This is a genomic window from Aeromonas sp. QDB39 (genome assembly GCF_027707585.1).
Lineage (GTDB): Bacteria > Pseudomonadota > Gammaproteobacteria > Enterobacterales > Aeromonadaceae > Aeromonas > Aeromonas hydrophila.
On record NZ_JAPCIV010000002.1, the window covers coordinates 180,594 to 205,809 of the forward strand.

The following is a 25,216-nucleotide window of genomic DNA, read 5'->3' on the forward strand; positions in this document are numbered from 1 at the left end:
TTTTTCTGTGAGATCAACCAGATGATAGAGTTTCTGCGCCGTATTGCCGCCCATCGCCTGGCCTGGAGTCTGCTTGCAGCCTCTGCCCTGTTCCTCGAGTTGAGCGCCCTCTTCTTCCAGCATGTGCTGGGCCTGCATCCCTGCGTCATGTGCGTCTATGAGCGGATCGCCACGCTGGGAGTCCTCACCGCAGGGCTGCTCGGCATGGTGGCACCGCAGAAATGGTACGTGCGCTGGAGCGCTCTGCTGTTGTGGGGCTCCAGTGCCTTCTGGGGCCTGAAACTGGCGCTCAAGCATGTGGATTATCAGGTCAATCCCTCCCCCTTCAACGTCTGCGAAGGCTTTGTCGACTTCCCGAGCTGGGCGCCGCTGGATCAGTGGATCCCCTGGATGTTCTACCCGGATGGCGATTGCAGTGAGGTCACCTGGCAGTTCCTGAGCTTCTCCATGCCTCAGTGGCTGGTGGCCATCTTCGCCGCCTACCTGCTGGTGTTCGTCGTGGTGGCCATCGGTAATCTGGTCAAGGGTCGCTGCTGCAGCTAAGCCCGATAGCAGTACAAATAAAGAAGGGAGCCAGCGGCTCCCTTCTTTATTATGTCATTTTGCTTCATCAGCCAGGCAGCAGGGTGCTCAGGACGCCGCCTTGCTGGCGTTCATTCTGGCCTTCACCATGCCGATCACCATGGGCAGCAGCGAAATGCCGATGATGCCGAAGATGAGCAGGGTAAAGTTCTGACGCACCACCGGCAGATTGCCGAAGAAGTGGCCGGCATAGACGAATGAAAGGACCCACAACAGACCGCCCACCAGATTGAACGCCAGGAAGCGCGGGTAGGTCATGGCACCCATGCCCGCCACGAAGGGCGCGAAGGTGCGCACGATGGGCAGGAAGCGGGTGATGATGATGGTCTTGCCGCCATGCTTGGCGTAGAAGGCATGGGTCTTGTCCAGATAATCCCGCCGGAAGATCTTGGAGTCAGGATTGCGAAACAGCTGCTCGCCGAAGAAGTGACCTATGGTGTAGTTCACCACGTTGCCGAGCACCGCAGCGATGATCAGCACGGCGGCCAGGGTATGCACATCCAGCACACTGCCCACGGTGAGCGCACCGGCGGCAAACAGCAGGGAGTCACCCGGCAGGAAGGGGGTTACCACCAGTCCGGTCTCGCAGAAGATGATCAGAAACAGGATGGCGTAAACCCAGATCCCATAGTTTTCAAACAGCTCTTTCAAGTGCACGTCGACGTGCAGGATAAAATCAATCGCAAACAGGATCAGATCCATTTTCTCATACCCATAAAGTGAACGGCGTGGAGTCTACGCCAATGCATTGAGCGCCACAATCTCCCCCACCATGCTCTTTCTTATCACGCCCAAACACAACCAGCATGACACTTTTCATCAAATCAACGGGCGATGCAGCGGGCACGGCCAAGGCGGCCTACTCCCGTTCGGCGAGCACCGCCCTCACAGCACCGGGCAGGCATAACTCCCAACCCCACAACAGGAGCAGCAGCAGGGTCGCATCGTCGAGCCAGCCAACAAATGGCACCACATCGGGGATGAGATCCAGCGGGCTGATACCGTAGAGCAGGACCAGGATCACCAGTCCCCTGGCCCACCAGGGGGTATCAGGGTGGCGAAAACCCTGATAGAGGCGGCGCAAACGCCGCCAGATCAGCCAGCGTCGGGTGCCCGGCAAGGCGCTCAACTCTCGATCAACTCGTTGCGCAGCCGCTGGATCTGGTCCCGCAGCGCTGCCGCCTGCTCGAACTCCAGATCCCGTGCATGCTGGAACATCTGCTCTTCCATCCGCTTGATCTCCTTGCTGATCTCGCTGGCGGAGCGGGCATGGTACTCCCCTTGCGGCTCGGCGGCCTTGCGACTGCCCCGCCCGCTCTTGCCCGCACTGCGACTGCCACCCATATCCATCACATCGCCCACCGACTTGTTGAGCCCCGTCGGGGTGATGCCATGTTCTAAGTTGTGAGCATGCTGCAGAGCACGGCGCCGCTCGGTCTCTTCGATCGCCACCTGCATGGAGTTGGTGATGGTATCCCCGTAGAGAATGACCTTTCCGTTGAGGTTGCGCGCCGCCCGGCCGATGGTCTGGATGAGGGAGCGGGTGGAGCGCAGGAAACCCTCTTTATCCGCATCCAGGATCGCCACCAGCGAGACCTCCGGCATATCGAGCCCCTCTCGCAACAGGTTGATCCCCACCAGCACGTCGAACTTGCCGAGGCGCAGATCGCGAATGATCTCCACCCGTTCGACAGTGTCGATGTCGGAGTGCAGATAACGCACCCGCACCTCGTGATCCGCCAGGTATTCGGTCAGATCCTCCGCCATCCGCTTGGTGAGGGTGGTGACCAGCACCCGCTCCTCCACCGCCACCCGTTTGCGGATCTCGGAGAGCAGGTCGTCCACCTGGGTAGTGACCGGACGCACCTCGATCTCGGGGTCGAGCAGGCCGGTGGGGCGTACCACCTGCTGCACCACGTCGCCGCCGGACTTCTCCAGCTCGTAGGGGCCGGGGGTGGCCGAGACAAACACCGTCTGCGGCATCAGCGCCTCGAACTCGTCAAACTTGAGCGGCCGGTTATCGAGCGCCGAGGGGAGCCGGAAGCCGTACTCCACCAGAGTCTCCTTGCGGGATCTGTCCCCTTTGAACATGGCGCCGATCTGCGGCACCGTGACGTGGGATTCATCGATGATGAGCAGGCCGTCCCCTGGCAGATAGTCAAACAGGGTGGGCGGCGGCTCGCCGGGCGCGCGACCGGAGAGGTAACGGCTGTAGTTCTCGATGCCCGAGCAGTAGCCCAGCTCCTGCATCATCTCGATGTCGAACTGGGTACGCTGGCTGATACGTTGCTCCTCCACCAGCTTGCCCAGCGACAACAGCTGCTCACGGCGGCTCTTGAGCTCCTCCTTGATGTGCTCGATGGCCCCCAAAATAGTCTCGCGCGGGGTGGCGTAGTGGGTCTTGGGGTAGATGGTGTAGCGCACCACCGTCTGCTCGATGGCGCCGGTCAGCGGATCGAACAGAGAGAGTCGCTCCACCTCCTCGTCAAACAGCTCCACCCGCAGGGCCAGCTTGTCCGATTCGGCGGGGTAGATGTCGATCACTTCGCCCCGCACCCGGAAGGTGCCGCGCTGGAAGGCCATGTCGTTGCGGGTGTACTGCAGCTCGGCGAGACGGCGCAGGATATCCCGCTGATTGATCAGGTCCCCCACTTTCAGATGCAGCATCATGCTGAGGTAGGCTTGCGGATCCCCCAGACCGTAGATGGCCGACACCGAGGCGACGATCACCACGTCGCGGCGCTCCAGCAGTGCCTTGGTGGCCGACAGCCGCATCTGCTCGATGTGATCGTTGATGGAGGCATCCTTCTCGATGAAGGTGTCGGTGGTCGGCACATAGGCTTCCGGCTGGTAGTAGTCGTAGTAGGAGACGAAATACTCCACCGAGTTGTCTGGGAAGAACTCCTTCATCTCGCCATAGAGCTGGGCCGCCAGGGTCTTGTTGGGAGCCAGGATCATGGTGGGGCGATTGAGGGTGGCGATGACGTTGGCCATGGTGAAGGTCTTGCCCGAGCCGGTTACCCCGAGCAGGGTCTGATGGGCAAGGCCGGATTCGATGCCATCGAGCAGCTGGGCGATGGCCCTTGGCTGATCCCCGGCGGGTTGAAACTGGCTGGCCAGCTGGAATAACTTGCTCATGACGACTCCCGGCAAAAAAACGCAAGAGCAGAAGTGTACTCCGAGATGGGGTGGACTGGGTATCCACTCTGCCGGAAGAAGCGGCTATTGACCTCGAAATACGACCTCTGTATGATGCTCCTCCTTGCCTGATGTTCCCCCGTAGTTCAGTCGGTAGAACGGCGGACTGTTAATCCGTATGTCACTGGTTCAAGTCCAGTCGGGGGAGCCAATCTCCTCACCATCTCGGTGCAAGTTATCCACTTTAGTGCTTTCCTCTGCCAATTTTAATGCACAAGCCGCATCCCGCGGTGACGCCTCCCTTTTGATTCCGCATCCGCCCCGGCAGCGTTTTGTTCTGCTGCGCCTAACTATTTGATTTTTATAGAAACAATTTATCTCAGGTATTTTTTGAACAGTCCTTGCAGCCCAGTATTGGCGCGGGATACAGCCTGATCACCAAGTTTCATGAACAGGGTTATCCACAGATTCTGTGGGTAAGTAGAGCAAAGCCAATGACGGCCTAGGCTGGCAGGCCATTGCCAGCGACGGGCGATGTTTTTCCCTGTCGACCTGATTTTCTGCTGTTTTTGAGCGCCCCCCTGAATGGGTTGCCATCGCCGCCGACAGATGCCTTTTGCAGATATCTTTTCGCCATCCCGCACAACATGGGTCACTCCCTCTCGACACCCACCGATCAGCTCCCGGACTCATGCCCCCCCCTTCAGTCAGATGTGCTGAAAAACCAGGAAACCGCCCTGCCAAACAGCAGAGAATAAATTTTCAAGCAGAGCGGAAAGACGAGGATCACAGATAGCAGGAATCACTAATTGACAGCGGGGCTGGCAGAGGGAAATAGAGGTCATCACCAGACCCGCCCCGCAGTTTCCCTCACACAGGCGGGCTGCGTGGCGGGTTAGTGCCGATTAATCCTCCTTTGACGCTTCTTTATTGGTGAGGGATCCGGCACAATATCGGCCCCACTTTTTTCCTCGGTTTTTCCGGGCATGACCATAGATTTTGTGACACTGCTACATCAAAGCGACTCCCTGCTGCTGTTCGTGGTACTGGCCTTCGGCCTGCTGCTCGGTAAAGTCAGGTTCGGCAACTTCCAGATCGGCAACACCATCGGCGTGCTGTTTACCGCCCTGCTGTTCGGCCAGATGGGCTTCGAATTCACCGCCACTACGGAGAACGTCGGCTTCATGCTGTTCATCTTCTGCGTGGGGATCGAAGCGGGGCCGCACTTCTTCAGCGTCTTCCTGCGTGACGGCATCCACTACATCACCCTCACCCTGGTGATCCTGCTGACCGCCCTCTTCCTCACCGTGGGGCTGGCCAAGTTCTTCAACCTGGGGCCGGGCATGGCCGCCGGCATCCTGGCCGGCTCGCTCACCTCGACCCCAGCGCTGGTGGGCGCGCAGGATGCCCTGCGCAGCGGCCTGCTCAACCTGCCCCATCAGACCGACATGCAGTCGGTGCTCGACAACATGGGCATCGGCTATGCACTGACCTATCTGGTGGGGCTGGTCGGCCTGATGCTGGTGGTGCGCTACCTGCCTTCGCTGGCACGGCTCGACCTCAACACCGAGGCGCAGAAGATCGCCCGCGAGCGCGGCCTCTCCGACAACGAGAGCCGCAAGACCTACCTGCCCATCATCCGTGCCTACCGGGTCGGCCCGGAGCTGGCGGCCTGGATCGGTGGCCGTACCCTGCGCGAGACCGGCATCTACCCCCACACCGGCTGCTACGTGGAACGGATCCGCCGCAACGGCATCCTGGCGAGCCCGGATGGCGACGCCGTCATTCAGGAAGGGGACGAGATCGCCCTGGTGGGCTACCCCGAGAGCCACGAGAAGCTCGACGTCAACTACCGCAACGGCAAGGAGGTGTTCGACCGCAACCTGCTTGACCTGCAGATCGTCACCGAAGAGATAGTGGTGAAAAACGATGCGGTGGTGGGTCGCCATCTGGTGGAGCTCAACCTCACCGAGAAGGGCTGCTTCCTCAACCGGGTGGTGCGCTCCCAGATCGAGATGCCGTTTGATCGCAACATCATGCTGCAAAAGGGTGACGTGCTGCAGATCAGCGGCGAGAAGCAGCGGGTCAAGCTGCTGGCCAACAAGATCGGCTTCATCAGCATCCACAGCCAGACCACGGATCTGGTGGCCTTCACCACCTTCTTCGTGCTGGGGCTGCTGATAGGTTCCGTCTCCCTGGTGTTCGGCCAGCTGGAGTTTGGGCTGGGCAACGCCGTCGGCCTGCTGCTGGCGGGGATCCTGATGGGCTACCTGCGCGCCAACCACCCCACGGTCGGCTATGTGCCACCGGGCGCCCTGCGTCTGGCCAAGGATCTCGGTCTGGCGGTGTTCATGGTGAGCACCGGCCTCAAAGCCGGCGGCGGCATTCTGGATCACCTGAGCCAGGTCGGTGCCGTGGTGCTCTTCTCCGGCATGCTGGTGACCACCCTGCCGGTGCTGGTGGGCTACCTGTTCGGGGTCTGGGTGCTGAAGATGAACCCGGCTCTGCTGCTCGGCGCCATCACGGGGGCCCGCACCTGCGCCCCGGCCATGGACGTGGTGAACGAGGCGGCCAACAGCTCCATCCCGGCGCTCGGCTATGCCGGCACCTATGCGGTGGCCAACGTCATGCTGACTCTGGCGGGCTCCTTCATCATCGGCTTCTGGTTCTAGCGCCGACGATCTCGCACCAAGTACACCAACTCAAGGGGAGCCGTTATGGCTCCCCTTTTCGTTTATGGCTCCCAAACACCCATTCGTTCGCTCCCGCCGGATAGGGCCTATCGTGCTATGTGCCCCTCACCGACCAAACCCAATGAGCTAAAGCGCCCGCCCCATGCCGCTTACACTCAATGAAACACACGAGGGCATCGTCATGATACGGTTATGGATCCTTCTGGGCTGGCTGCTGTGCGGCCCGCTGCAGGCCGCCACGGCAGCGCAAACCTCCCCCGCAGAGGAAGCCGAGCCCGAGCCGGCCGCCCTGGCTTTTAGCAGCGACCAGCTGGCCCAGCCCCTGCTTGGCGATCTCGATGCCATGCTGGCACGGCGCACCATCCGGGTGCTCACCACCTACAACAAGACTGGCTATTTCATCTACAAGGGGGTGCAGCGGGGCGTCACCTACGACGCCTTCATCGAGGTGGAGAAGCGGCTCAACGAGCAGTTGCGCAAGCAAAAGAGCCTCAAGCGCCATCTCAAGCTGCACATGGTCTTCATCCCGGTAGCGCGCGAAGCCCTGCTGGAAGCCCTCATCGCGGGCAAGGGCGACATCGCCGCCGCCAATCTCACCATCACCGAGCGGCGCAAACTGCAGGGGGTGCTCTTTACCGATCCTCTGCTGGAGAACGTGCGGGAACTGCTCATCTCGGGACCGGCCTCTCCCAAGGTGGAGAGCGCCGCCGATCTGGGGGGCAAGACCGTCTACGTCAGGCCCTCCTCCAGCTACTTCGAGAGCCTCACGGCCTACAACCAGGCGCGCAAGGCGGCGGGAGAGCCGCTTGTCGACATCCAGCCGGCCCCGGAGGCGCTGGAGGATGAAGATCTGGTGGAGATGGTCAATGCCGGCCTGCTGCCCTTCATCGTCATGGATGAGCACAAGGCCCGGTTCTGGCAGAAGATCTTCCCCGCCATCCGCATCCATGAGCAGCCAGTGTTCCGCCAAGGGGGGGTCATCGCCTGGGCGGTGCGCAAGGAGAGTCCGCAGTTGCTGGCCATGCTCAATGAACAGATAGCCGCCCTGCGCGGCAAACACAGCGGTGACGCCATCCTGGCCCGCTATCTCAAGCAGAACAAGTTCGTCAAGAGCGCCGCCGCCGATGCCGAGCGCCAGAAGTTTCTGCAGGTGGTGGATCTGTTTCGCGAATATGGCGAGAAGTACGAGGTGGACTGGCTGCTGATGGCGGCCCAGGGCTATCAGGAGTCGGCCCTCAATCACAAGGCGCGCAGCCACGTCGGCGCCATCGGCATCATGCAGATCATGCCCGCCACCGGCAAGGGGCTCAAAGTGGGCGACATCCGCCAGCTCGAGCCCAACATCCACGGCGGTGTCAAATACATGCGCTGGATGATCGACCACTACTATGCAGACGAGCCCATGACGGCCCTCGACAAGGCACTCTTCTCGTTCGCCTCCTACAACGCCGGCCCCGCCCGGGTGGCGCGGCTGCGCACCGAGGCCAAGAAACGGGGGCTGGATCCCAACGTCTGGTTTCACAACGTCGAGTATGTGGCGGCGGAGAAAATAGGGCCGGAAACCGTCACCTACGTCGGCAACATCTACAAGTACTACATCGCCTACAAGCTGGTGATGGAGCAGTTGCAGCGCAGGCAACAGGCGACCGAGGCCATCAAGCAGCAGGGCTCCGGTGGCGACAAGGTCTCCGCCGCTCCCGCATCACAGGGATAAGCCAGCCCGTCATCCGCGAGGCTCCCCGTCAGACGGGGAGCCTCGCGCCTTTTCAGCCGTCACCGTAGTACCATTCTGGCGACCTTCAGCCCCGTCATGACCCTGCCTCACCCTGCCGTGACCAGAATGCACACAATGACCACAACAGCCTTAATAGCCATTACGGTCAGATTGTTTGCCGACCAGTCACGATTAATTAACCTTCCCGCAACAATCACAAGAAGTACACCATGTTGCAAGGAACCCTCAAACGCACGTTGCTCTGCTGCCTGCTGGGCGCCAGCCTCGGCGCCCAGGCCAAGATCGACGAAATCCACTTCCTCATTCCGGGCGGCGCCGGCGGCGGCTGGGACAACACCGCCCGCGGCACCGGCGAGGCGCTGACCAAATCCGGCCTCATCACCACCGCCTCCTACCAGAACATCTCGGCCGGTGGCGGCGCCAAGGCCATCGCTCACCTCATCGAGACGTCGGCCCAGTCCGACAAGACCCTGATGGTCAACTCTACCCCCATCATCGTCAAATCCCTCTCCAAGGAGCTGCCGCAATCGTTCCGGGATCTCACCCCGGTGGCCGCCATCATCGCCGACTACCAGGCGCTGGCCGTGCCGCTGGACTCCCCCTATCAGAGCTGGCCCCAGCTGCTGGCCGCCTATCAGGAGAACCCCGCCAAGGTGAAGATTGCCGGCGGCTCCGCCCATGGCAGCCTGGATCATCTGGTGGCGGCCATGACCTTCAAGAATGCCGGGGCCGATGCCGGCAAGCTGCGCTACGTGGCCTATGATGCCGGCGGCAGCGCCATGGCGGCGGTGCTGGCAGGGGAAACCCAGGTGCTCTCCACCGGCTTTGGCGAGGCGATGGAGGCGGTCAAGTCGGGCCAGATGCGGATCCTAGGCATGACGGCACCGACCCGGATGCCGGATGCGAGCGAGGTGCCCACCTTCAGCGAGCAGGGCAACCCCACGGTCTTTGCCAACTGGCGCGGCTATTTCGCCTCCCCCGCCGTCAGCGCCGACAAGTCGGCCGAATTCGCCGCCCTGCTCAAGCAGATGTATGACAAGCCGGAGTGGGAGACGGTCCGTGCCCGCAACAACTGGACCAATCTCTATCAGGCCGGCCCCGAGTTCACCGCCTTTCTGATCCAGCAGGAGCAGCAGATAGGCGGCCTGATGCGCGAACTCGGCTTCATCAAGTAATCCCACTGTCGGCGGGCCTGGCCCGCCCATCGGAGTCATCCCATGCATTTGACCAAGGAGCGACTCGGGGGGCTGCTGTTTTTGCTGCTCTCCCTCGCCTACGGCTATCACGCCACCCAGATCCCCGGCTACCCCGGGGATGAATATGAACCCTTCACCGCCAGCACCCTGCCCTATGCCCTGGCCGGCGCCGGCGCCCTGCTCTCCCTGCTGCTGATCTGCTTTCCGGGCGGCGAGCATCTGCAACGAGAAACCGGCAACTGGCGGCTGGTGTTCGCCCTGTTGCTGCTGATGCTGGCCTACGGCCTGGCCCTTGGCTGGCTCGGCTTTCTGGTCGCCACCACCCTGTTTCTCATCGGCGGGATCCGGCTGATGGGCGAGCAGAGCCTCGCCTTCGCCTGCAAGGTGAGCCTGCCGTTCACCCTCATCTTCTGGGCCCTGCTCACCAAGGGGCTCAACGTCTACCTCGAGCCAGGCCGGCTGTTCACCCAGTTGCTGGGATAAGGAGAACCCATGTTAGACGGTATTTTGCAAGGACTGGGCACCGCCATGATGCCCATCAACATCTTCATGGTGATCGTCGGCTGTTTCGTCGGCACCTTCATCGGCATGCTGCCGGGCCTTGGGCCCGTCACCGCCATCGCCCTGATGATCCCCATCACCTACGGGCTGGATCCCGCCTCCGGCATCATTTTGATGGCCGGGGTCTATTACGGCTCCATGTTCGGCGGCTCCACTTCCTCCATCCTGATCAACACCCCGGGCTGCTCCGCCAGCATGATCACCGCCATCGACGGCTATCCGCTGGCCTGCAAGGGGCAGGCGGGCAAGGCGCTGGCCATCGCCGCCTATGCCTCCTTCACCGGCGGCACCCTGTCCGCCATCTTCCTGATGGTGGCGGCGCCGCTGCTGGCCAAGGTCTCCCTCTCGTTCCAGTCGGCGGACTACTTCGCCTTGATGGTGCTGGGGCTCTCGGCGGTGGCGGCCTTTGCCGGCAAGGGCCAGGTGCTCAAGGCGCTGATCATGGCGCTGTTCGGCATCATGCTCTCCACCGTCGGCATCGACCGCAGTGTCGGGGTAGACAGGTTCACCTTCGGTCTGCCGGACTTGCGCGACGGCTTCTCCTTCCTGCTGCTGGCCATGGCCACCTTCGCCCTGGCGGAGATCCTGATGACGGTGCTGCGCCCGGGCAAGGACACCAGCAAGGAGGAGGCGCGCAAGATCCAGCAGCTCGGATCTCTCAAGCTGAGCAGGGACGAGGTCAAAGAGATAGCGCCCCCCATCGCCCGCTCCTCGGTGATGGGTTTTCTCATCGGCGTGCTGCCGGGGGCTGGCGCCACCATCGCCTCCTTCATGGCCTATGGCGCCGAGCGCAACTTCGCCAGCAAGCGCAGGCAGGAGGAGTTCGGCAAGGGCAGCCTGACCGGCATCGCCGCGCCGGAGGCGGCCAACAACGCTGCCTCCAGCGGGGCCTTCGTGCCGCTGCTGACCCTGGGGATCCCGGGCTCCGGCACCACGGCGCTGATGCTGGGGGCCCTCATCGCCTACGGCATCCAGCCGGGCCCGCGCCTGTTCATGGAGCACCCGGACGTGTTCTGGTCGGTGATCATCTCCATGTACCTGGGCAACGTGGTGCTGCTGATCCTCAACCTGCCGCTCATCCCCTATCTGGCCAAGATCCTGCAGGTGCCGCGCCCCGTGCTCATCCCCATGGTGCTGCTGTTTTCGCTCATCGGGGTCTATCTGGTCTCCTTCAACACCATGGACATCTATGTGATGGCGCTGGTGGCGCTGATCGCCATCGGCCTGCGCCTGCTGGACTTCCCGATGGCGCCCATGCTGCTCGGCTTCATTCTGGGGGGCATGCTGGAGGACAACCTGCGCCGGGCCTTGGTGATCAACGACGGCTCCCTGAGCTTCCTGTGGGAGCGCCCCATCACCCTCGCCTTCACTCTGGTCACCCTGGTGATGCTGCTGTTGCCGGTGTGGCAGTGGTGGCAGGCGCGCCGCGCACCGGCCGCCAAGCTGCAATCCGAGCCGAGCTGAGTTGGCGGATCTCACTCAGCAAAAGAGCGCCGACAGGCGCTCTTTTTTATTGGCAAGACGAGATGGGTGGCAATTCGCTCAGGGCTGGCGATAACGTCGCTCCGGCCGGCCCACTGTGCCGTACTCCAACTCCGGGCTCGCCAGTTGCTGGCCCACCAGAAATTCCAGATAGCGGCGCGCCGTGGTGCGGCTCACCCCGACCCGGCCGCCTATCTCCTCGGCACTGGCCCCCTGCGACCCCAGCGCCGCCAGCACCCGCTGCAGGGTAAGCCCGTCAATCCCCTTGGGCAGGCCGCCCGCCGCCACCTGCTGCAACGGTGTCCCCAGCAGGGCATCCACCGCCTGCTGATCGATGTCGGCCAGCGCCGCCAGGGCGGCGCGGTTCTGGCAATATTTGTCGAGGGTGTCGCGCAGCCGCTCGAACACCACGGGTTTGAGGATGAAATCCACCACCCCGAGCCGCATCGCCTCCTGCAGGGCGCCGGCCTCCCGCGCCGCGGTGAGCAGTATCACGTCGAGGGAAGCCCCCGCCTGGCGCAGCTCCCGCAGCAGGGCAAAGCCCTCGCCATCGGGCAGCCAGACGTCCAGCAACACCAGATCGGGTTTGAGGATCTCTATCTGCTCCCTGGCATCGAACAGGGTGAGCGCCACTCCCAGCACCTCGAACCCCGCCAGCCGCTGTACAAAGCGGCGGTGGATCTCGGCAATGGCCGGGTCATCCTCGACGATCAGGATCTTGATCACTCACACCTCCTTGGGAATGTAACAGACGACGCAACTTCCCTGCGCCGTGGCTTCGATGGTGATGGTCCCCTGCAGGGCATCCAGGGTCTTGCGCACCAGCGCGAGGCCGATGCCGTGATCCGGCTCCGCCTTGCTGCTGACCCCCCGCTCGAACAGGCGATCCGCCAGCGCGGGATCGATCCCCCCCGCCCCGTCTTCCACCTCCAGGATCAGATCCTGGCCGAGATCGCTCAGCGCCACCCGTACCGGCTGGTAGGGGGCACCGTGGCGACGGGTCGCCTCGAAGGCATTGTCGATGAGATTGCCCAGTACCGTCACCAGCTGGGAGCCGCTGACGCGAAGGGGAATGTCGTGCAGGCGGGAATCCGGGTCCACCTCCAGCACCAGCCCCAGCTCGTGCGCCCTGTGGTATTTGCCGAGCAGCAGGCCGGCCACCTTGGGCTTGGCGATGGCGCGCAGCAGGAAGCTGAGCAGGCTCTGCTCGGTGGCCGCCTCCCGCCCGATGAAGGCAAGCGCCTCGCGGGTGGCCCCGAGCTCGATGAGCCCGGCGATGGTGCCGAGCTGGTTGTGGTGTTCGTGGGTCTGCACCCGCAACAGATCGCTGTAGGCCTGCACCTGGGAGAGCTGGGCACTCAGTTCGGCCAGCTCGTCCTTGCGCCGAAAGCTCGACACTGCACCGATCAGCTTGCCATCGCGCACCAGCGGCAGCCGGTTGACGATGAGGGACTGGCCGTTGAGCACTATCTCCTCGTCAAACTGCGGGCGCGGATCCTGAATCAGGGAGAGCATGCGACTCTCCGGCAGCAGCCGGGTGACAGGCTGGCCGATGGCGGCCCGGGCCGTCTGTTCGTCAAGGCGCAGCAGGCGGATGCCATTGGGATTGAGGGAGGTGAGCCAGCCCTGCTCGTCGATGGTGAGGATCCCCTCGCGCACGCTGCGCAGGGTGCAGTCCAGTTCGGCATAGAGGCGGCCGATCTGCTCGGGTTCGAAGCCAAGGATGGCCCGTTTGTAACGGCGGGCCAGCCAGGCGGCGGCCAGGCTGTTGAGCAGCACGATGAGCAGGGTCATGGCGAGGCCGAAACGCAGGAACCCCTGCAGATCCGCCTCGATATCCCGCACCAGATAACCGACCGAGACCACCCCGATGATCTGGCCAAGCTCATCGCGGATGGGGCTCTTGCCGCGCACCGAGACCCCGAGTGACCCTTGCGCGCGGGAGATGTAGGCTTCCCCCTGCAGCGCCCGCTTCGGATCATCCCCCATCATGGGTTGGCCGATGCGATCCGCATTGGGGTGCACCAGCCGGCGCGCGTCTTTATCGCCGATGACGATGTAGCTGGCACCCACCTCGGCGCGGATCCGCTCCACCAGCACGTTGAGGCGGGCGGTATCGGCCCGCTTCACCCCGGCCAGCACGCCAGGCTCGCGGGCCACCAGCCGCGCCACATCGAGGGCTTGATCCCCCACCTCGCGGTAGCGCTGTTCGGACACATAGTAATAACTGGCCCCGCTCAGCAGCACCAGCTGCAGCAGACTGACCAGACAGAGCATGAGGAGGATGCGTCCTTGCAACCCCAACTTCATGCCTCCTTGTCGCCTCGCAACAAGTCGAGCAGCAGGCTGCCGTCGCGCAGGGCCTTGTGCACCTGCACCGAGGTGGGCTTGGTGGGATCTTCGTAGAAGTGGGTGGATTCAATCTGCAGCCGCACCAGGTATTCGGCCGGCAACTGGCTTGCCAGCGACTGGTGCAGCATGGGAAACAGCAGCCGATCGGCGCGGGTGATTTCCCCCCCCAGCAGCAGCTTGCCCGGATTGAGCAGGCAGATGAGGTTGGAGAGCACCCGGGAGAGCCGCCCCGCCGCCTGATGGAGGATGTCCTGACAGAGGCTGTTGCCCGCCAGCGCCAGCTCGCACAGCTCGCGGATGGTGACGCTCTCGGGCAGATCGTACTCCTGCATCCGCTCGCGCAGATCCCGGTACTGGGCTTCGAGCGCCTGATTGGTCACCAGGGTGCAGGCACAGCCAAAGCCGCCGCAATAACAGCGCTGACCGTAGGGTTCGAGCTGCAGGTGACTGAGATCGCCGAGCAGGGCCGACTCGCTCTCGATGAGCTGGCCGTTGACCACCATGCCGACCCCGATGTCGTTGTGCACGAACACCAGCACTGCATCGGCGCAGTTCTTGGCGGCGCCCCACTCGCGCTCGGCCTGGATCCAGGTGCGCACGTCGCCACTCACCAGCACGGGCACCGCGAAGGCCTCCTGCAGGGTGGGGCCAAGCGGCCAGTTGCGCAGATCGTAGAAGGGGAAGTGCTTGACCATGCCGGAGTGGCGCTCCACCTGCCCCGGCAGACAGAGGGCGATGCAGGCGAGGCGCAGCGCCTTCTTGGGCAAGAAGCCCTCGATGGCCCGCACCAGACTGGCCAGCAGGTCGGCGCGCTCCCCTTCGCTGAAGACATGGCGATGACGGGCAAGCGAGCGACCGGCCAGATCGAACAGCGCCATGTCCACATAACCGCGACCAAGGCGCATAGAGAGAAACTGGAAGCGGCGCTCGTTGATGCGCAGCAAGGTCTGGCGGCGACCGCGCCCCACCGAGCTCTCGCCACAGGTGACCACCAGACCGCCGTCGAGCAGCTCGCGGGTGATCTTGGTGATGCTGGCAGGCGAGAGGCCGGTCAAGCGGGAGAGATCGGTACGGGACAGCTCCTTGTGCTCCTCCAGGCTGGCATAGACCAGGCCATAGTTGAGCTGACGGATCAAATCGATACTGCCTTTCACGATCTCATTCATAGGGTACGGGGCAAGGGCTGACACAGAGGGGGGCAATTTTCACATATTATTGGTCAATCCCCAAATAAAGTGCGGCCCGAACCGGGGTTCAGGCCGCATCTTGTGAGGGACATCCCCCTCTTGTCACCCCATCAGTAGCGGAACTGGGAAACCAGCTTGCGCAGTTTGTCGCCGGTGCTGGCGAGATCGCGGGTGGTGCTGTTGGACTCGACCGCCGCGTCGGTCAGCTCGCTGACGATCTGCTGAATGGCCACCAGGTTCTTGTTGATCTCCTCGGAGACCGCGTGCTGCTCCTCGGCGGCGGTGGCTATCTGGATGTTCATGTCGTTGATGGTGCTGACCGCCATCACCATGCTGTCGAGGGAGGTGGCGATGTGGCTCGCCTCCTGCACCGTCTCCTGACTGCGCTCCTCGCTCGCCTGCATCACGTCCACCGCCTGTTTCACCCCGCCCTGCAGGCGCTGCAGCATCTCGTTGATCTCCTTGGTGCTCTGCTGGGTGCGACCGGCGAGCGAGCGGACTTCGTCCGCCACCACCGCAAAGCCGCGTCCCTGCTCGCCAGCCCGGGCCGCCTCGATGGCGGCGTTGAGCGCCAGCAGGTTGGTCTGCTCGGCAATACCGCGAATGACCTCCACCACGGACCCTATCTTGGCGGTCTCCTGCGCCAGCTGCTCGATGACGCCGGAGGCGGTGTGCACCTCGCCCACCAGCCGGTTGATGCTGTTGATGGCGGTGCCCACCACGCCGCGAGCCGCATCGGATTCGCGCGCCGCGTCGCTGGTGGCGGTGGCCGCGTTGGAGGCACTGGCCGCCACTTCCTGGGCGGTGGAGCTCATCTCGGTCACCGCGGTGACCACCTGATCGGTCTCCCGGCTGTGGCCGTGCATCTGATGGTCATAGTGCTCGCTCAGGTGGTGCAGTTTCTCCACCGCGCTGAACAGGTGATTGCTGGTCTCCCCCACCTGGCTCACCACCGACTGGATCCTCGTCACGAAGCGGTTGAAGGCGGTGGCCAGCTGACCAATCTCATCATGGCTCTGTACCTTGAGGCGCTGGGTCAGATCCCCCTCCCCGTCGGCGATGTCGTTGAGGGCCGAGACCGCATCCGCCAGCGGCCGGGTGACCCGGTTGCCGATCACCACGGTGGCGGCCAGGGTCACCCCCAGGATCACCAGGATCAGCAGCACGCTGCTCTGCAGCGAATCGCGCATGTTGCTCTCGCGCTCGGTGCGCAGCACCGCCAGCTCGTTGTCGATGTCGTCGATATAAAAACCGGTGCCGATGACCCACTGGTACTTGTCGAGCACCAGGTTGAAGGAGAGCTTGGGCGCATCCCGGCCGATGGAGGGCTTGGCGGTCCAGTATTCGGAGAAGCCGTCCCCCTGGCGCGCCGCCTTGACGATCTCCTGGATCAGCAGCTTGCCCTTGGCATCCTTGTCCTGCCAGCGGTTCTTGCCTTCCATCTCGGGGCGGGTGGGCAGCAGTATGGTGTTGCCCTGAAAGTCGTAGACGAAGAAGTAGCCGTCACTGCTGTAGCGCAGCGGCCGCAGCAGCTCGGTCACCTGCTTGCGCGCTTCCGGGGTGTCTGGCTGGTTGTAGGCCGTGTCGACGGCCGTCTTGGCCAGCATCAGGTAGCTGCTGAGCAACGCCTTGCGATCCTTGATGGCATTTTCTCGTGCCACCACCAGATCGGCTTCCAGGTCACTCTTTGAAATCATGTAGTTGCTGAGATTGACCACCAGGGCCATCAGGAGCACGGGGACGGCTCCCAACAACAGAATTTTCTGCTTTAGCGTCATCTTTCACATCCTTGCAGCTATTTTTATGGGCGTTCCGTTCCTACCAGACCAGTATAGGATGCTGGTCGACGGGGACCCGCTTTCGCTACAATCCCCGCCCTCTATATCTATCGACTCTGATGGCCAGACACATGAACAAATGTCCTTGCGGTTCAACTCTTTCTCTCGAATTGTGCTGTGGATCACTGCATCGGGGCGCCGCCGCCCAGACCCCGGAGCAGCTGATGCGCTCGCGCTACAGCGCCTTCGTGCTGGGATTGGGGGAGTACCTGGTGCACAGCTGGCATCCCGACTATCTAGGGGATCTGACTGCGGAGCAGCTCGCCCAGACCGACACCCAATGGGACGGGCTCGAGATCATCGCCAGCCAGGGCGGCCCCGCTGACACCCTTGGCATGGTGGAGTTCAAGGCCTGGTTCATGGAAGGTGAAGAGCGCCACTGCCTGCATGAGCGCTCCCGCTTCGTGCGCCATCAGGGGCGCTGGGTCTACACCGACGGCGAGCAGGATCCGGCGCCGCTGCGGGTGGGGCGCAATGACCCCTGCCCCTGCGGCAGCGGCAAGAAGTTCAAGAAGTGCTGCGGCTGAGCGCTGTGACTCGTGTCGACAGAGGGGGCCCAGCGGCCCCCTCTGCTGTTGCTGGAGTGTGACAACAATCACGATTTGCTCATTAACACCCCTTAACTTGAGCGTTTGCGAACATTAACTTGGCCCATATCAAACATTTTCGCCCAGAGACAGGCCACACTGGCACCATCTGGAAGAGATGAGACGGGCAAGAATGAAAAGAATAACCACACAAGTCGTCATCATAGGGGGTGGCGCCACCGGAGCCGGCATCATGCGCGATTGCGCACTGCGCGGCATCGACTGCATCCTGCTTGAGCGGGACGACATCGCCGCCGGCACCACGGGTCGCAACCACGGCCTGCTCCACTCCGGCGCCCGCTACGCGGTGACGGATCAGGAGTCCGCCCGCGAGTGCATTCAGGAGAACCGCATCCTCAAGCGGATCGCCAGCCACTGTGTCGAGGACACCGGCGGCCTCTTCATTACCCTGCCGGAAGATGACATCAATTTTCAAACTACCTTCATGGACGCCTGCGCCCTGGCGGGCATCGACGCCCGCCAGCTGGATCCCGCCGATGCGCTGCGCCTCGAACCCAACGTCAACCCGGCGCTGATCGGCGCCATCCAGGTGCCGGACGGCACGGTCGATCCCTTCCGCCTGGCCGCCGCCAACGTGCTGGATGCCAAGGAGCACGGCGCCCGCATCTTCACCCACAGCAAGGTGCTGGGGCTTTTGCGCACTCAGGATCGGGTGCACGGGGTCAAGGCCATCAACACCCGCACCGGTGAAGCGTTCGAGGTGGAGTGCCAGGAGGTGATCAACGCCGCCGGCATCTGGGGCCAGCAGATCTGCGAGTACGCCGATCTCGGCATCCGCATGTTCCCGGCCAAGGGCTCCCTGCTCATCATGGATTACCGCATCAACCAGCTGGTGCTCAACCGCGCCCGCAAACCGGCGGACGCGGACATCCTGGTGCCGGGCGATACCATCTCCCTCATCGGCACCACGTCGAGTCGCATCGATTACCACAAGATTGACCAGCTCACCGTCGAGCCGGAAGAGGTGGAGGTGCTGCTGCGCGAGGGGATCAAGCTCGCCCCCATCATGGCCCGCACCCGTCTGCTGCGCGCCTACGCTGGCGTGCGCCCGCTGGTGGCGGTAGATGGCGACGAGTCCGGCCGCAACATCAGCCGGGGCATAGTGCTGCTGGATCATGCCGAACGTGACGGCCTCAAGGGGTTCAACACCATCACCGGCGGCAAGCTGATGACCTACCGGCTGATGGCCGAATGGGCCACCGATCTGCTGGCCAAGAAGCTGGGCAACAGCAAGCCCTGCCGCACCGCCGAACTGAGCCTGCCCGGCTCGCGGGATCCGGAGAAGGTCTCCGCCCCCGGCCTCTCGGTGCCGGCCGAAGGCTCGGCCCAGTACCGCCACGGCGAGCGGGTCATCGCCTTCTTCCGCGACAACCCCAAGGCCAACGCCCTCATCTGCGAGTGCGAAATGGTCACCGCAGGTGAAATCGAATACGCCCTGCGCGAGCTGGATGTGGACAACCTGGTGGATCTGCGCCGCCGCACCCGCCTCGGCATGGGCCCCTGTCAGGGGGAGCTGTGCGCCTATCGCGCCGCCGGTCTGATGCAGGAGTACGGCAAGGCCGACGGCCGTCAGGCCTGCGTCATGCTGCGCCAGTTCCTGGAAGAGCGCTACAAGGGCACCCGGCCGGTGCTGTGGGGCGATGCCCTGCGCGAAGCCGAATTTACCTACTGGATCTACGAGGGGCTGTTCGGCCTTGGCGAGTGGACGGCCCCCCACCTGGTGGCCGAGCCGCCCTTCCCGCTCGACGCCAGCACCGCAAATCCCACCAAGGAGCGCAGCCATGAAATTTGACAGCATCGTTATCGGCGGCGGCATGGCGGGCCTCTCGGCGGCCCTGCGCCTGGCCGAGGCCGGCCAGAAGACCCTGCTGATGGCCTCTGGCCAGAGCGCCCTGCACTTCTCCTCCGGCTCGGTCGATCTGCTGGAGAGCGAGGGGGATCCCCGCGCCGCCCTGCCCGCCTTCATGGCCGCCAACCCCGAGCATCCCTACAACAAGGTGGGGCTGACCCATATCGCGGCGAGCCTCGATGATCTGCAGCGCCACTGCGCCGCGCAGGGATTGCCGCTGTTTCGCCAGGAGCGCAATCACCAGCGGCTGACCCCCATCGGCACCCTCAAAGCCACCTGGCTCTCCCCCGACACCTGCGCCTGCGTGACCGATGCGCCGGCCCCCGACGCCATCCTGCTGGCCACCCTGGAGGGATTTCGCGACTTTCACCCCGAGCTCGCGGCCGCCAACCTGGCGACCCACACCCGCTTCGCCCACTGCCGCATCCTGACCGGGGAGCTCCGCCTGCCCCAGCTGGCCGAGTTCAGCCGTAATCCCCACGAGTTCCGCTCCGCCGACATCGCCCGCCTGTTCGACAAGCAGGGCAATGGCCAGCGTGACCTGCTGACGGATCTGGCCCGCGAGATCAGCCGCCTGGTGCAGGAGAGCGGTGAGCCGCGCTGCCATCACCTGGTGCTGCCCGCCTGCCTGTCGCTGGGGCTGGTCGGCCCGCGCCTGGCGGAGCTGGAGCAGCGCACCGGCTGCATCATCAAGGAGGTGGCCACCATGCCGCCGTCACTGATCGGCATGCGGATGCAGGAGGCGCTCAAGCGCCGCTTCATGGCCCTTGGCGGCACCTTCCTCACCAGCGAGCGGGTGCTGGGCGCCCGCTATGACGGTGACCGGGTGATTGGCGTACACAGCCAGAATGGCGACGATCAGCTGTTCGAGGCAGACCACTTCGTGCTCGCCTCCGGCAGCTTCTTCAGCCGCGGGCTGGAGTCGCGCCTGCGCGGCATTCGCGAGCCGATCTTCAACGCCGATGTGCTGAGCTTGCCCGAGCGGGACGCCTGGGCCGGCCGCCGCCTGTTCGACCACCACCCCTTCATGGGCTTCGGGGTCAAGACCGACGACAAGCTCAGGGTGCTGCGTGGCGGCAAGCCGCTCACCAACCTCTACGGCGCCGGCAGCGTGCTGGCGCACTATGACCCCATTAAAGAAGGTTCCGGCTCCGGCGTGGCCGTTGCCACCGGCTGGCAAGCCGCTGGCCATATTCTGGCGGAGGGCTGAGATGAATCACATATTCCCACTCCAACGACACGGTGTGCTGGCGCACTACGATGCCCAATCCAAGGAGGGATCAGGCTCCGGCGTGGCAGTTGCCACCGGCTGGCAGGCTGCCGGTCACATTTTGAGTTCAGCCCAATGATGATTTTGTCCCATATCCCGTGCCTTCACGCTCAACGGGAGGAGAACTGACATGCTACTGGATCATGCCAACCAAACCTTCGATCAGTGCATCAAATGCACCGTCTGTACCGCCTACTGCCCGGTGGCCAAGGCCAACCCGGCCTACCCCGGCCCCAAGCAGGCGGGCCCGGATGGGGAGCGGCTGCGCATCAAGAGCCCGGAGCTCTTTGACAGCGCCCTCAAGTACTGCACCAACTGCAAGCGCTGCGAAGTGGCCTGCCCGAGCGGGGTGCGCATCGGCGACATCATCGCCAAGGCCAAGCACCAGTACAGCGGCTTCAAACCGGGGATCCGCGAGTTCGTGCTCTCCCATACCGATCTGATGGGCAGCATGTCCACCCTGATGGCCCCGGTGGTCAACTTCACCACCGGCCTCAAGCCGATGAAGCTGGTGCTGGACAAGGCGCTGGGGGTCTCCTCCCACCGCGACCTGCCCAAATACTCCCAGGGCACCTTCCGCGGCTGGTACAAGAAGCAGAAAGCGAGTCAGGCCCGCTTCGAGCGCCAGATCGCCTACTTCCACGGCTGCTACGTCAACTACAACCACCCACAACTTGGCAAGGAGCTGGTGCAGGTGCTCAACGCCATGAACATCGGCGTCCAGCTGCTGGAACGGGAGAAGTGCTGCGGCGTGCCGCTGATTGCCAACGGCTTCATGGACAAGGCCAAGCAGCAGGCGGCCTTCAACATCAAGCAGCTGGAGAACACCCTGCTCGGCAACGAGATGCCGCTGCTGGCCACCTCCTCCACCTGCGGCTTCACCCTGCGCGACGAATATCCCCACCTGCTGGAGCAGGACAACCACAAGGTGCGCGATCGCATCTCGCTGGTGACCCGCTTCCTGTGGAACGAGTTCTACAAGGGCAACAAACCGGCGATGAAGCCGCTCAATCTGCACATCGCCTACCACACCCCCTGCCACATGGAGAAGATGGGGGGCGTCATCTATACCCTCGAGCTGCTGCGCGCCATCCCGGGCCTCAAGGTGACCGTGCTGGACTCCCAGTGCTGCGGCATCGCCGGCACCTACGGCTTCAAGTCGGAGAACTACCAGACCAGCCAGGCCATCGGCGAGGGGCTGTTTGATCAGATAAACCGGCTCAAGCCCGATCTGGTCATCACCGACTGCGAAACCTGCAAATGGCAGATCGAGATGAGCACGCCCTTCCCTTGTGAACACCCCATCCACCTGCTGGCCCGGGCCCTGGCCTGATCCCCTTGCAATATCGGGTCAGATCGCCCTGGCAAAGGGGCCGATAAGCAAACACTAGGTAGAAAAAGAGCCAGCAATTGCCGGCTCTTTTTACTGGATCATCGTTCGAATAGACCATGGTATCCATGGACAGCCCCCTGATTGAATCCGGCAATCAGGGGATCATCATGGCTCCCTTTCCTGAATTTAATAATGCATATCTATTCACAGAAAATTTTCTATCCCTAAATGAATACAGCTCGCGCCATTTGACGCACATTCCCTTGTGGGACGCGGGCTGGCGGGCCATGGCCGCCACAGTGCGTGGAGCACCGCATTAACAATGATGCAATAAGTTGAGTTTCCTCATAATTTAACCGGGATCTCATTTCCGCTCGTTGCCTGCTCCGACAATTGATCTAGCGCAATCCCGCTCCCGATAAATCATCATTCGTTTTACCCATTTGGTAATATCCAGCTCGAGCAATCGCATAAATACATGGGTTTTATTCACTAATAACAATTAATCGGCCTGCCTGCTCCTGCCTAGTGCGGGGGCTGATGCCCACATCCAGGATGGAACGGTCAGGCTTGGCAATGAGATCGATTTGGGAGTGATGATCGTGAGTTCACACAACAGACAGACCAGGCTGGGCCTCGCCGCCCTGCTGCTTACCACCTGCCTTGGCACCAGCGGCTGGGCACAGGCGGCCGACGAGGCACAAAGCAAGGGCAAGATCGAGGCGCGCAGCGAGCTGTTCGCCAAGGATCACGCCGATCAGTTCACCAGCTGGAAAGGCACCAGCGAGAGCAAGGAGCGCACCGACGCCCTGGCGGAAGATCCGCAGATGGTGGTGCTCTGGGCCGGTTACCCCTTCTCCAAGGATTACAACAAGCCGCGCGGCCACTTCTATGCGCTGACCGACGTGCGGGAAACCCTGCGTACCGGCGCTCCCAAGACCGCCGAAGACGGCCCGCTGCCCATGGCCTGCTGGAGCTGCAAAGGCCCGGACGTGGCCCGCGTCATCGATGAGAAGGGTGAGGATGGCTACTTCAAGGGGATGTGGGCAAAAGGCGGCCCCGAGATCGTCAACACCATCGGCTGCGCCGACTGCCACGACACCGCCTCGAAAGAGTTCAAGGAGGGCAAGCCTGCCCTGCACCTCTCCCGTCCCTATGCCGACCGGGCCATGACCGCCATCGGCAAGCCGTTCAAGGAGCAGGGGCGCTTCGATCAGCAATCCCAGGTGTGTGGCCAGTGCCACGTGGAGTACTACTTCAGCGGCCCCACCAAGGCGGTGAAATTCCCCTGGGACAAGGGCACCACAGTGGAGCAGATGGAGCAGTATTACGATGAAATAGGCTTTGCCGACTGGACCCATGCCCTCTCCAAGACCCCCATGCTCAAAGCCCAGCACCCCGAGTACGAGACCTGGCGCGCCGGCATTCACGGCCAGAACAACGTCGCCTGCGTCGACTGCCACATGCCCAAGGTGCAGAACGAGCAGGGCAAGGTCTACACCGATCACAAGGTAGGCAACCCCTTCGATCGCTTCGACCAGACCTGCCGCAACTGCCACACCCAGAGCAAGGAGATGCTGCAAGGGGTGGTCAAGCAGCGCAAAGATGCCGTCACCGAGATCAAGCTCAAAGTCGAGAAGCAGCTGGTGCACGCCCACTTTGAAGCCAAGGCCGCCTGGGATGCCGGCGCCACCGAGGCCGAGATGAAGGACATTCTGCAGGACATCCGTCACGCCCAATGGCGCTGGGACTTCTCCATCGCCTCCCACGGGGTGCAGATGCACGCTCCGGAAGTGGCGCTGCGCATGCTGGGAACCGCCCTGGACAAGGCCGCCGACGCCCGCACCAAGCTGGCACGCCTGCTGGCCGCCAAGGGGATCAGCCACGAGATCGCCATTCCTGACATCTCCAGCAAGGAGAAGGCCCAGGCCGCTCTTGGCATGGACATGAAGCAGATGAACAGCGACAAGGCCCAGTTCCTCAAGACCACAGTCCCCGCCTGGGATGCCGAGGCCAAAGCGGCCGGACGGCTCGCACAATGACGAGGCATGCGGGCCCGCGGTGTCGGGCCCGCAGCCGGATGGAGGCTTCCTATGGGTGATTTAACGATGGATTTCTTACGACTGATGCTGATGGCAGCCATGCTGCTGACCAGCCTGCAGGGCCAGGCCGCCGATGCGGCTGGCGCGCCTGCGGCCCTCCCTGCCACACATGAGGTGGAGTTTTTGCGCAATCCCGATGCCGCCTGTACCGACTGCCACAAGGAGCAGGCATACGGCATGCACGGCAAGCACGGCCAGGCGACCAACCCCAACAACCTGGCACCGGTCACCTGCACCAACTGCCATGGTCAGCCCTCCCCCAAACACCGGGAAGGGGTCAAGGATGTGATGCGCTTTAGCGACAGCTTCAAGGACAAACAGAGTACCGAGAGCTACCCCATCGCCGAGCAGAACGGGGTCTGCATGAGCTGTCACGAACCCAAACCGCTGCGCGAGGCGCTCTGGGCCCACGACGTGCACGCCACCAAGCTCACCTGCACCAGCTGCCACCAGCTGCACCCGGCCAAGGAGCCCATGGTGGCTATTCCGGAGAAGTCCCGCATCAAGCTCTGCGTCGACTGCCACAGCAAGCAGCATGAGGCCGTCAAGGCGGCCAAGGCGAACACCACCTCGGGCAAGGAGGCACAATGAGCTGCTCTCGCCGTCACTTCATGGCGGGGATGAGCGCGGGGGCCCTCATCATGATGACGGGGGCTGCTCGTGCCAACACCCGCTCCCTTGCCACCACCCTCGCCCACAGCCAGACCATCGACGGGGTCCGCTACGGCATGATCCACGACGAGACGGCCTGCATCGGCTGTACCGCCTGCATGGATGCCTGCCGGGAGGTGAATCAGGTGCCAGAGGGGGTCTCGCGCCTCGAGATCATCCGCTCCGGCCCCATCGGCACCTTCCCTGATGCCGAGTACCACTTCTTTCGCAAGTCCTGCCAGCACTGCGACAACGCACCCTGCGTGCACGTCTGCCCGACCGGTGCCTCCCATATCCGCAAGGAGGATGGCATCGTCGACGTCAACCCGGATCTCTGCGTCGGCTGCATGTACTGTCTGGCCGCCTGCCCCTATCAGGTGCGCTTTATCAACCCTGTGACCAAGGTTGCCGACAAGTGCGACTTTTGCCGCAAGACCAACCTTGCGGCGGGCAAGGAGCCGGCGTGCGTGGAATCCTGCCCCACCAAGGCGCTGGTGTTCGGCAATCTGGATGACCCGGACAGTCCCATCGCCAAACGGCTGGTGAAGGAGACCACCTATCGCTACAAGCAGGCTCTCGGCACCTCTCCCAAGATGTACCGCGTGCCCAAAGGGGAGATAAAGTCATGACGATGCAAGA

20 protein-coding genes and 1 tRNA gene are annotated in these 25,216 nt (G+C 63.1%); 14 read left to right on the forward strand and 7 right to left on the reverse strand.

Going from position 1 to position 25,216, the window contains the following annotated elements:
• The first annotated feature begins 21 nt into the window (after positions 1 to 21).
• Positions 22 to 543 (forward strand): disulfide bond formation protein DsbB, encoded by a 522-nt coding sequence (gene dsbB, locus PG899_RS02005; protein WP_016350563.1) that lies wholly within the window; start codon positions 22 to 24, stop codon positions 541 to 543.
• A gap of 87 nt (positions 544 to 630) precedes the next feature.
• On the opposite strand, the gene PG899_RS02010 is transcribed toward dsbB, so the two are convergent.
• The 3 genes from PG899_RS02010 to uvrB form a co-directional block, all read right to left on the reverse strand.
• Complete coding sequence (locus PG899_RS02010; protein ID WP_011706279.1) at positions 631 to 1,284, reverse strand: DedA family protein; 654 nt, start codon at positions 1,282 to 1,284, stop codon at positions 631 to 633.
• A gap of 157 nt (positions 1,285 to 1,441) precedes the next feature.
• Positions 1,442 to 1,711 carry a YkvA family protein gene (locus PG899_RS02015; RefSeq protein ID WP_190284221.1) on the reverse strand — a complete coding sequence of 90 codons (270 nt, stop codon included), beginning with the start codon at positions 1,709 to 1,711 and terminating at the stop codon, positions 1,442 to 1,444.
• Complete coding sequence (gene uvrB / locus PG899_RS02020; RefSeq protein WP_011706281.1) at positions 1,708 to 3,720, reverse strand: excinuclease ABC subunit UvrB; 2,013 nt, start codon at positions 3,718 to 3,720, stop codon at positions 1,708 to 1,710. The genes PG899_RS02015 and uvrB overlap by 4 nt, the downstream gene beginning before the upstream one ends.
• A 135-nt stretch (positions 3,721 to 3,855) precedes the next feature.
• Between uvrB and PG899_RS02025 the strand changes: the two genes are divergently transcribed.
• From PG899_RS02025 to PG899_RS02050, 6 genes are all read left to right on the forward strand, one after another.
• Positions 3,856 to 3,931, forward strand: a tRNA-Asn gene (locus tag PG899_RS02025).
• 775 nt (positions 3,932 to 4,706) lie between these two features.
• Complete coding sequence (locus tag PG899_RS02030) at positions 4,707 to 6,392, forward strand: aspartate:alanine antiporter (RefSeq protein WP_011706282.1); 1,686 nt, start codon at positions 4,707 to 4,709, stop codon at positions 6,390 to 6,392.
• A 202-nt stretch (positions 6,393 to 6,594) separates the two neighbouring features.
• Positions 6,595 to 8,127: a lytic transglycosylase F gene (locus PG899_RS02035; RefSeq protein ID WP_190284220.1), complete on the forward strand. Its 1,533-nt coding sequence runs from the start codon at positions 6,595 to 6,597 to the stop codon at positions 8,125 to 8,127.
• Between the two features lie 230 nt (positions 8,128 to 8,357).
• Positions 8,358 to 9,323: a tripartite tricarboxylate transporter substrate binding protein gene (locus tag PG899_RS02040; RefSeq protein ID WP_190284219.1), complete on the forward strand. Its 966-nt coding sequence runs from the start codon at positions 8,358 to 8,360 to the stop codon at positions 9,321 to 9,323.
• 42 nt (positions 9,324 to 9,365) lie between these two features.
• Entirely contained in the window at positions 9,366 to 9,827 is a 462-nt protein-coding gene (locus tag PG899_RS02045) for a tripartite tricarboxylate transporter TctB family protein (RefSeq protein WP_190284218.1), read from the forward strand.
• A gap of 9 nt (positions 9,828 to 9,836) precedes the next feature.
• Positions 9,837 to 11,369, forward strand: a complete 1,533-nt coding sequence (locus tag PG899_RS02050) for a tripartite tricarboxylate transporter permease (RefSeq protein ID WP_190284217.1) — start codon at positions 9,837 to 9,839, stop codon at positions 11,367 to 11,369.
• Between the two features lie 78 nt (positions 11,370 to 11,447).
• On the opposite strand, the gene PG899_RS02055 is transcribed toward PG899_RS02050, so the two are convergent.
• The 4 genes from PG899_RS02055 to PG899_RS02070 form a co-directional block, all read right to left on the reverse strand.
• The gene (locus PG899_RS02055; RefSeq protein ID WP_011706286.1) at positions 11,448 to 12,113 is read right to left on the reverse strand and encodes a response regulator; all 666 of its coding nucleotides are present in this window, start codon (positions 12,111 to 12,113) and stop codon (positions 11,448 to 11,450) included.
• The gene (locus PG899_RS02060) at positions 12,114 to 13,697 is read right to left on the reverse strand and encodes an ATP-binding protein (RefSeq protein WP_190284216.1); all 1,584 of its coding nucleotides are present in this window, start codon (positions 13,695 to 13,697) and stop codon (positions 12,114 to 12,116) included.
• On the reverse strand, positions 13,694 to 14,905 hold the full coding sequence (locus PG899_RS02065; RefSeq protein ID WP_024944477.1) for an ROK family transcriptional regulator: 1,212 nt from the start codon (positions 14,903 to 14,905) through the stop codon (positions 13,694 to 13,696). Before PG899_RS02065 ends, PG899_RS02060 begins: the two co-directional genes overlap by 4 nt.
• A gap of 131 nt (positions 14,906 to 15,036) precedes the next feature.
• The gene (locus tag PG899_RS02070) at positions 15,037 to 16,704 is read right to left on the reverse strand and encodes a methyl-accepting chemotaxis protein (RefSeq protein ID WP_190284215.1); all 1,668 of its coding nucleotides are present in this window, start codon (positions 16,702 to 16,704) and stop codon (positions 15,037 to 15,039) included.
• A gap of 131 nt (positions 16,705 to 16,835) precedes the next feature.
• Here PG899_RS02070 and PG899_RS02075 point away from each other — a divergent pair, with 131 nt between their 5' ends.
• The 7 genes from PG899_RS02075 to nrfC all read left to right on the forward strand — a co-directional run bounded on the left by PG899_RS02075 (position 16,836) and on the right by nrfC (position 25,206).
• The gene (locus PG899_RS02075) at positions 16,836 to 17,291 is read left to right on the forward strand and encodes a YchJ family protein (RefSeq protein WP_190284214.1); all 456 of its coding nucleotides are present in this window, start codon (positions 16,836 to 16,838) and stop codon (positions 17,289 to 17,291) included.
• 193 nt (positions 17,292 to 17,484) lie between these two features.
• Positions 17,485 to 19,164, forward strand: a complete 1,680-nt coding sequence (gene glpA / locus PG899_RS02080; protein WP_139389436.1) for an anaerobic glycerol-3-phosphate dehydrogenase subunit A — start codon at positions 17,485 to 17,487, stop codon at positions 19,162 to 19,164.
• Entirely contained in the window at positions 19,154 to 20,431 is a 1,278-nt protein-coding gene (glpB, locus tag PG899_RS02085) for a glycerol-3-phosphate dehydrogenase subunit GlpB (protein ID WP_190284212.1), read from the forward strand. The genes glpA and glpB overlap by 11 nt, the downstream gene beginning before the upstream one ends.
• A 190-nt stretch (positions 20,432 to 20,621) precedes the next feature.
• Positions 20,622 to 21,824: an anaerobic glycerol-3-phosphate dehydrogenase subunit GlpC gene (glpC, locus tag PG899_RS02090; RefSeq protein WP_190284211.1), complete on the forward strand. Its 1,203-nt coding sequence runs from the start codon at positions 20,622 to 20,624 to the stop codon at positions 21,822 to 21,824.
• A gap of 596 nt (positions 21,825 to 22,420) precedes the next feature.
• Positions 22,421 to 23,866 carry an ammonia-forming nitrite reductase cytochrome c552 subunit gene (gene nrfA / locus PG899_RS02095; protein ID WP_029301047.1) on the forward strand — a complete coding sequence of 482 codons (1,446 nt, stop codon included), beginning with the start codon at positions 22,421 to 22,423 and terminating at the stop codon, positions 23,864 to 23,866.
• 51 nt (positions 23,867 to 23,917) lie between these two features.
• The gene (gene nrfB / locus PG899_RS02100; protein ID WP_139749794.1) at positions 23,918 to 24,517 is read left to right on the forward strand and encodes a cytochrome c nitrite reductase pentaheme subunit; all 600 of its coding nucleotides are present in this window, start codon (positions 23,918 to 23,920) and stop codon (positions 24,515 to 24,517) included.
• Positions 24,514 to 25,206, forward strand: coding sequence for a cytochrome c nitrite reductase Fe-S protein (nrfC, locus tag PG899_RS02105; RefSeq protein WP_016350544.1), 693 nt, complete (start codon positions 24,514 to 24,516; stop codon positions 25,204 to 25,206). The genes nrfB and nrfC overlap by 4 nt, the downstream gene beginning before the upstream one ends.
• Positions 25,207 to 25,216: the final 10 nt, after the last annotated feature.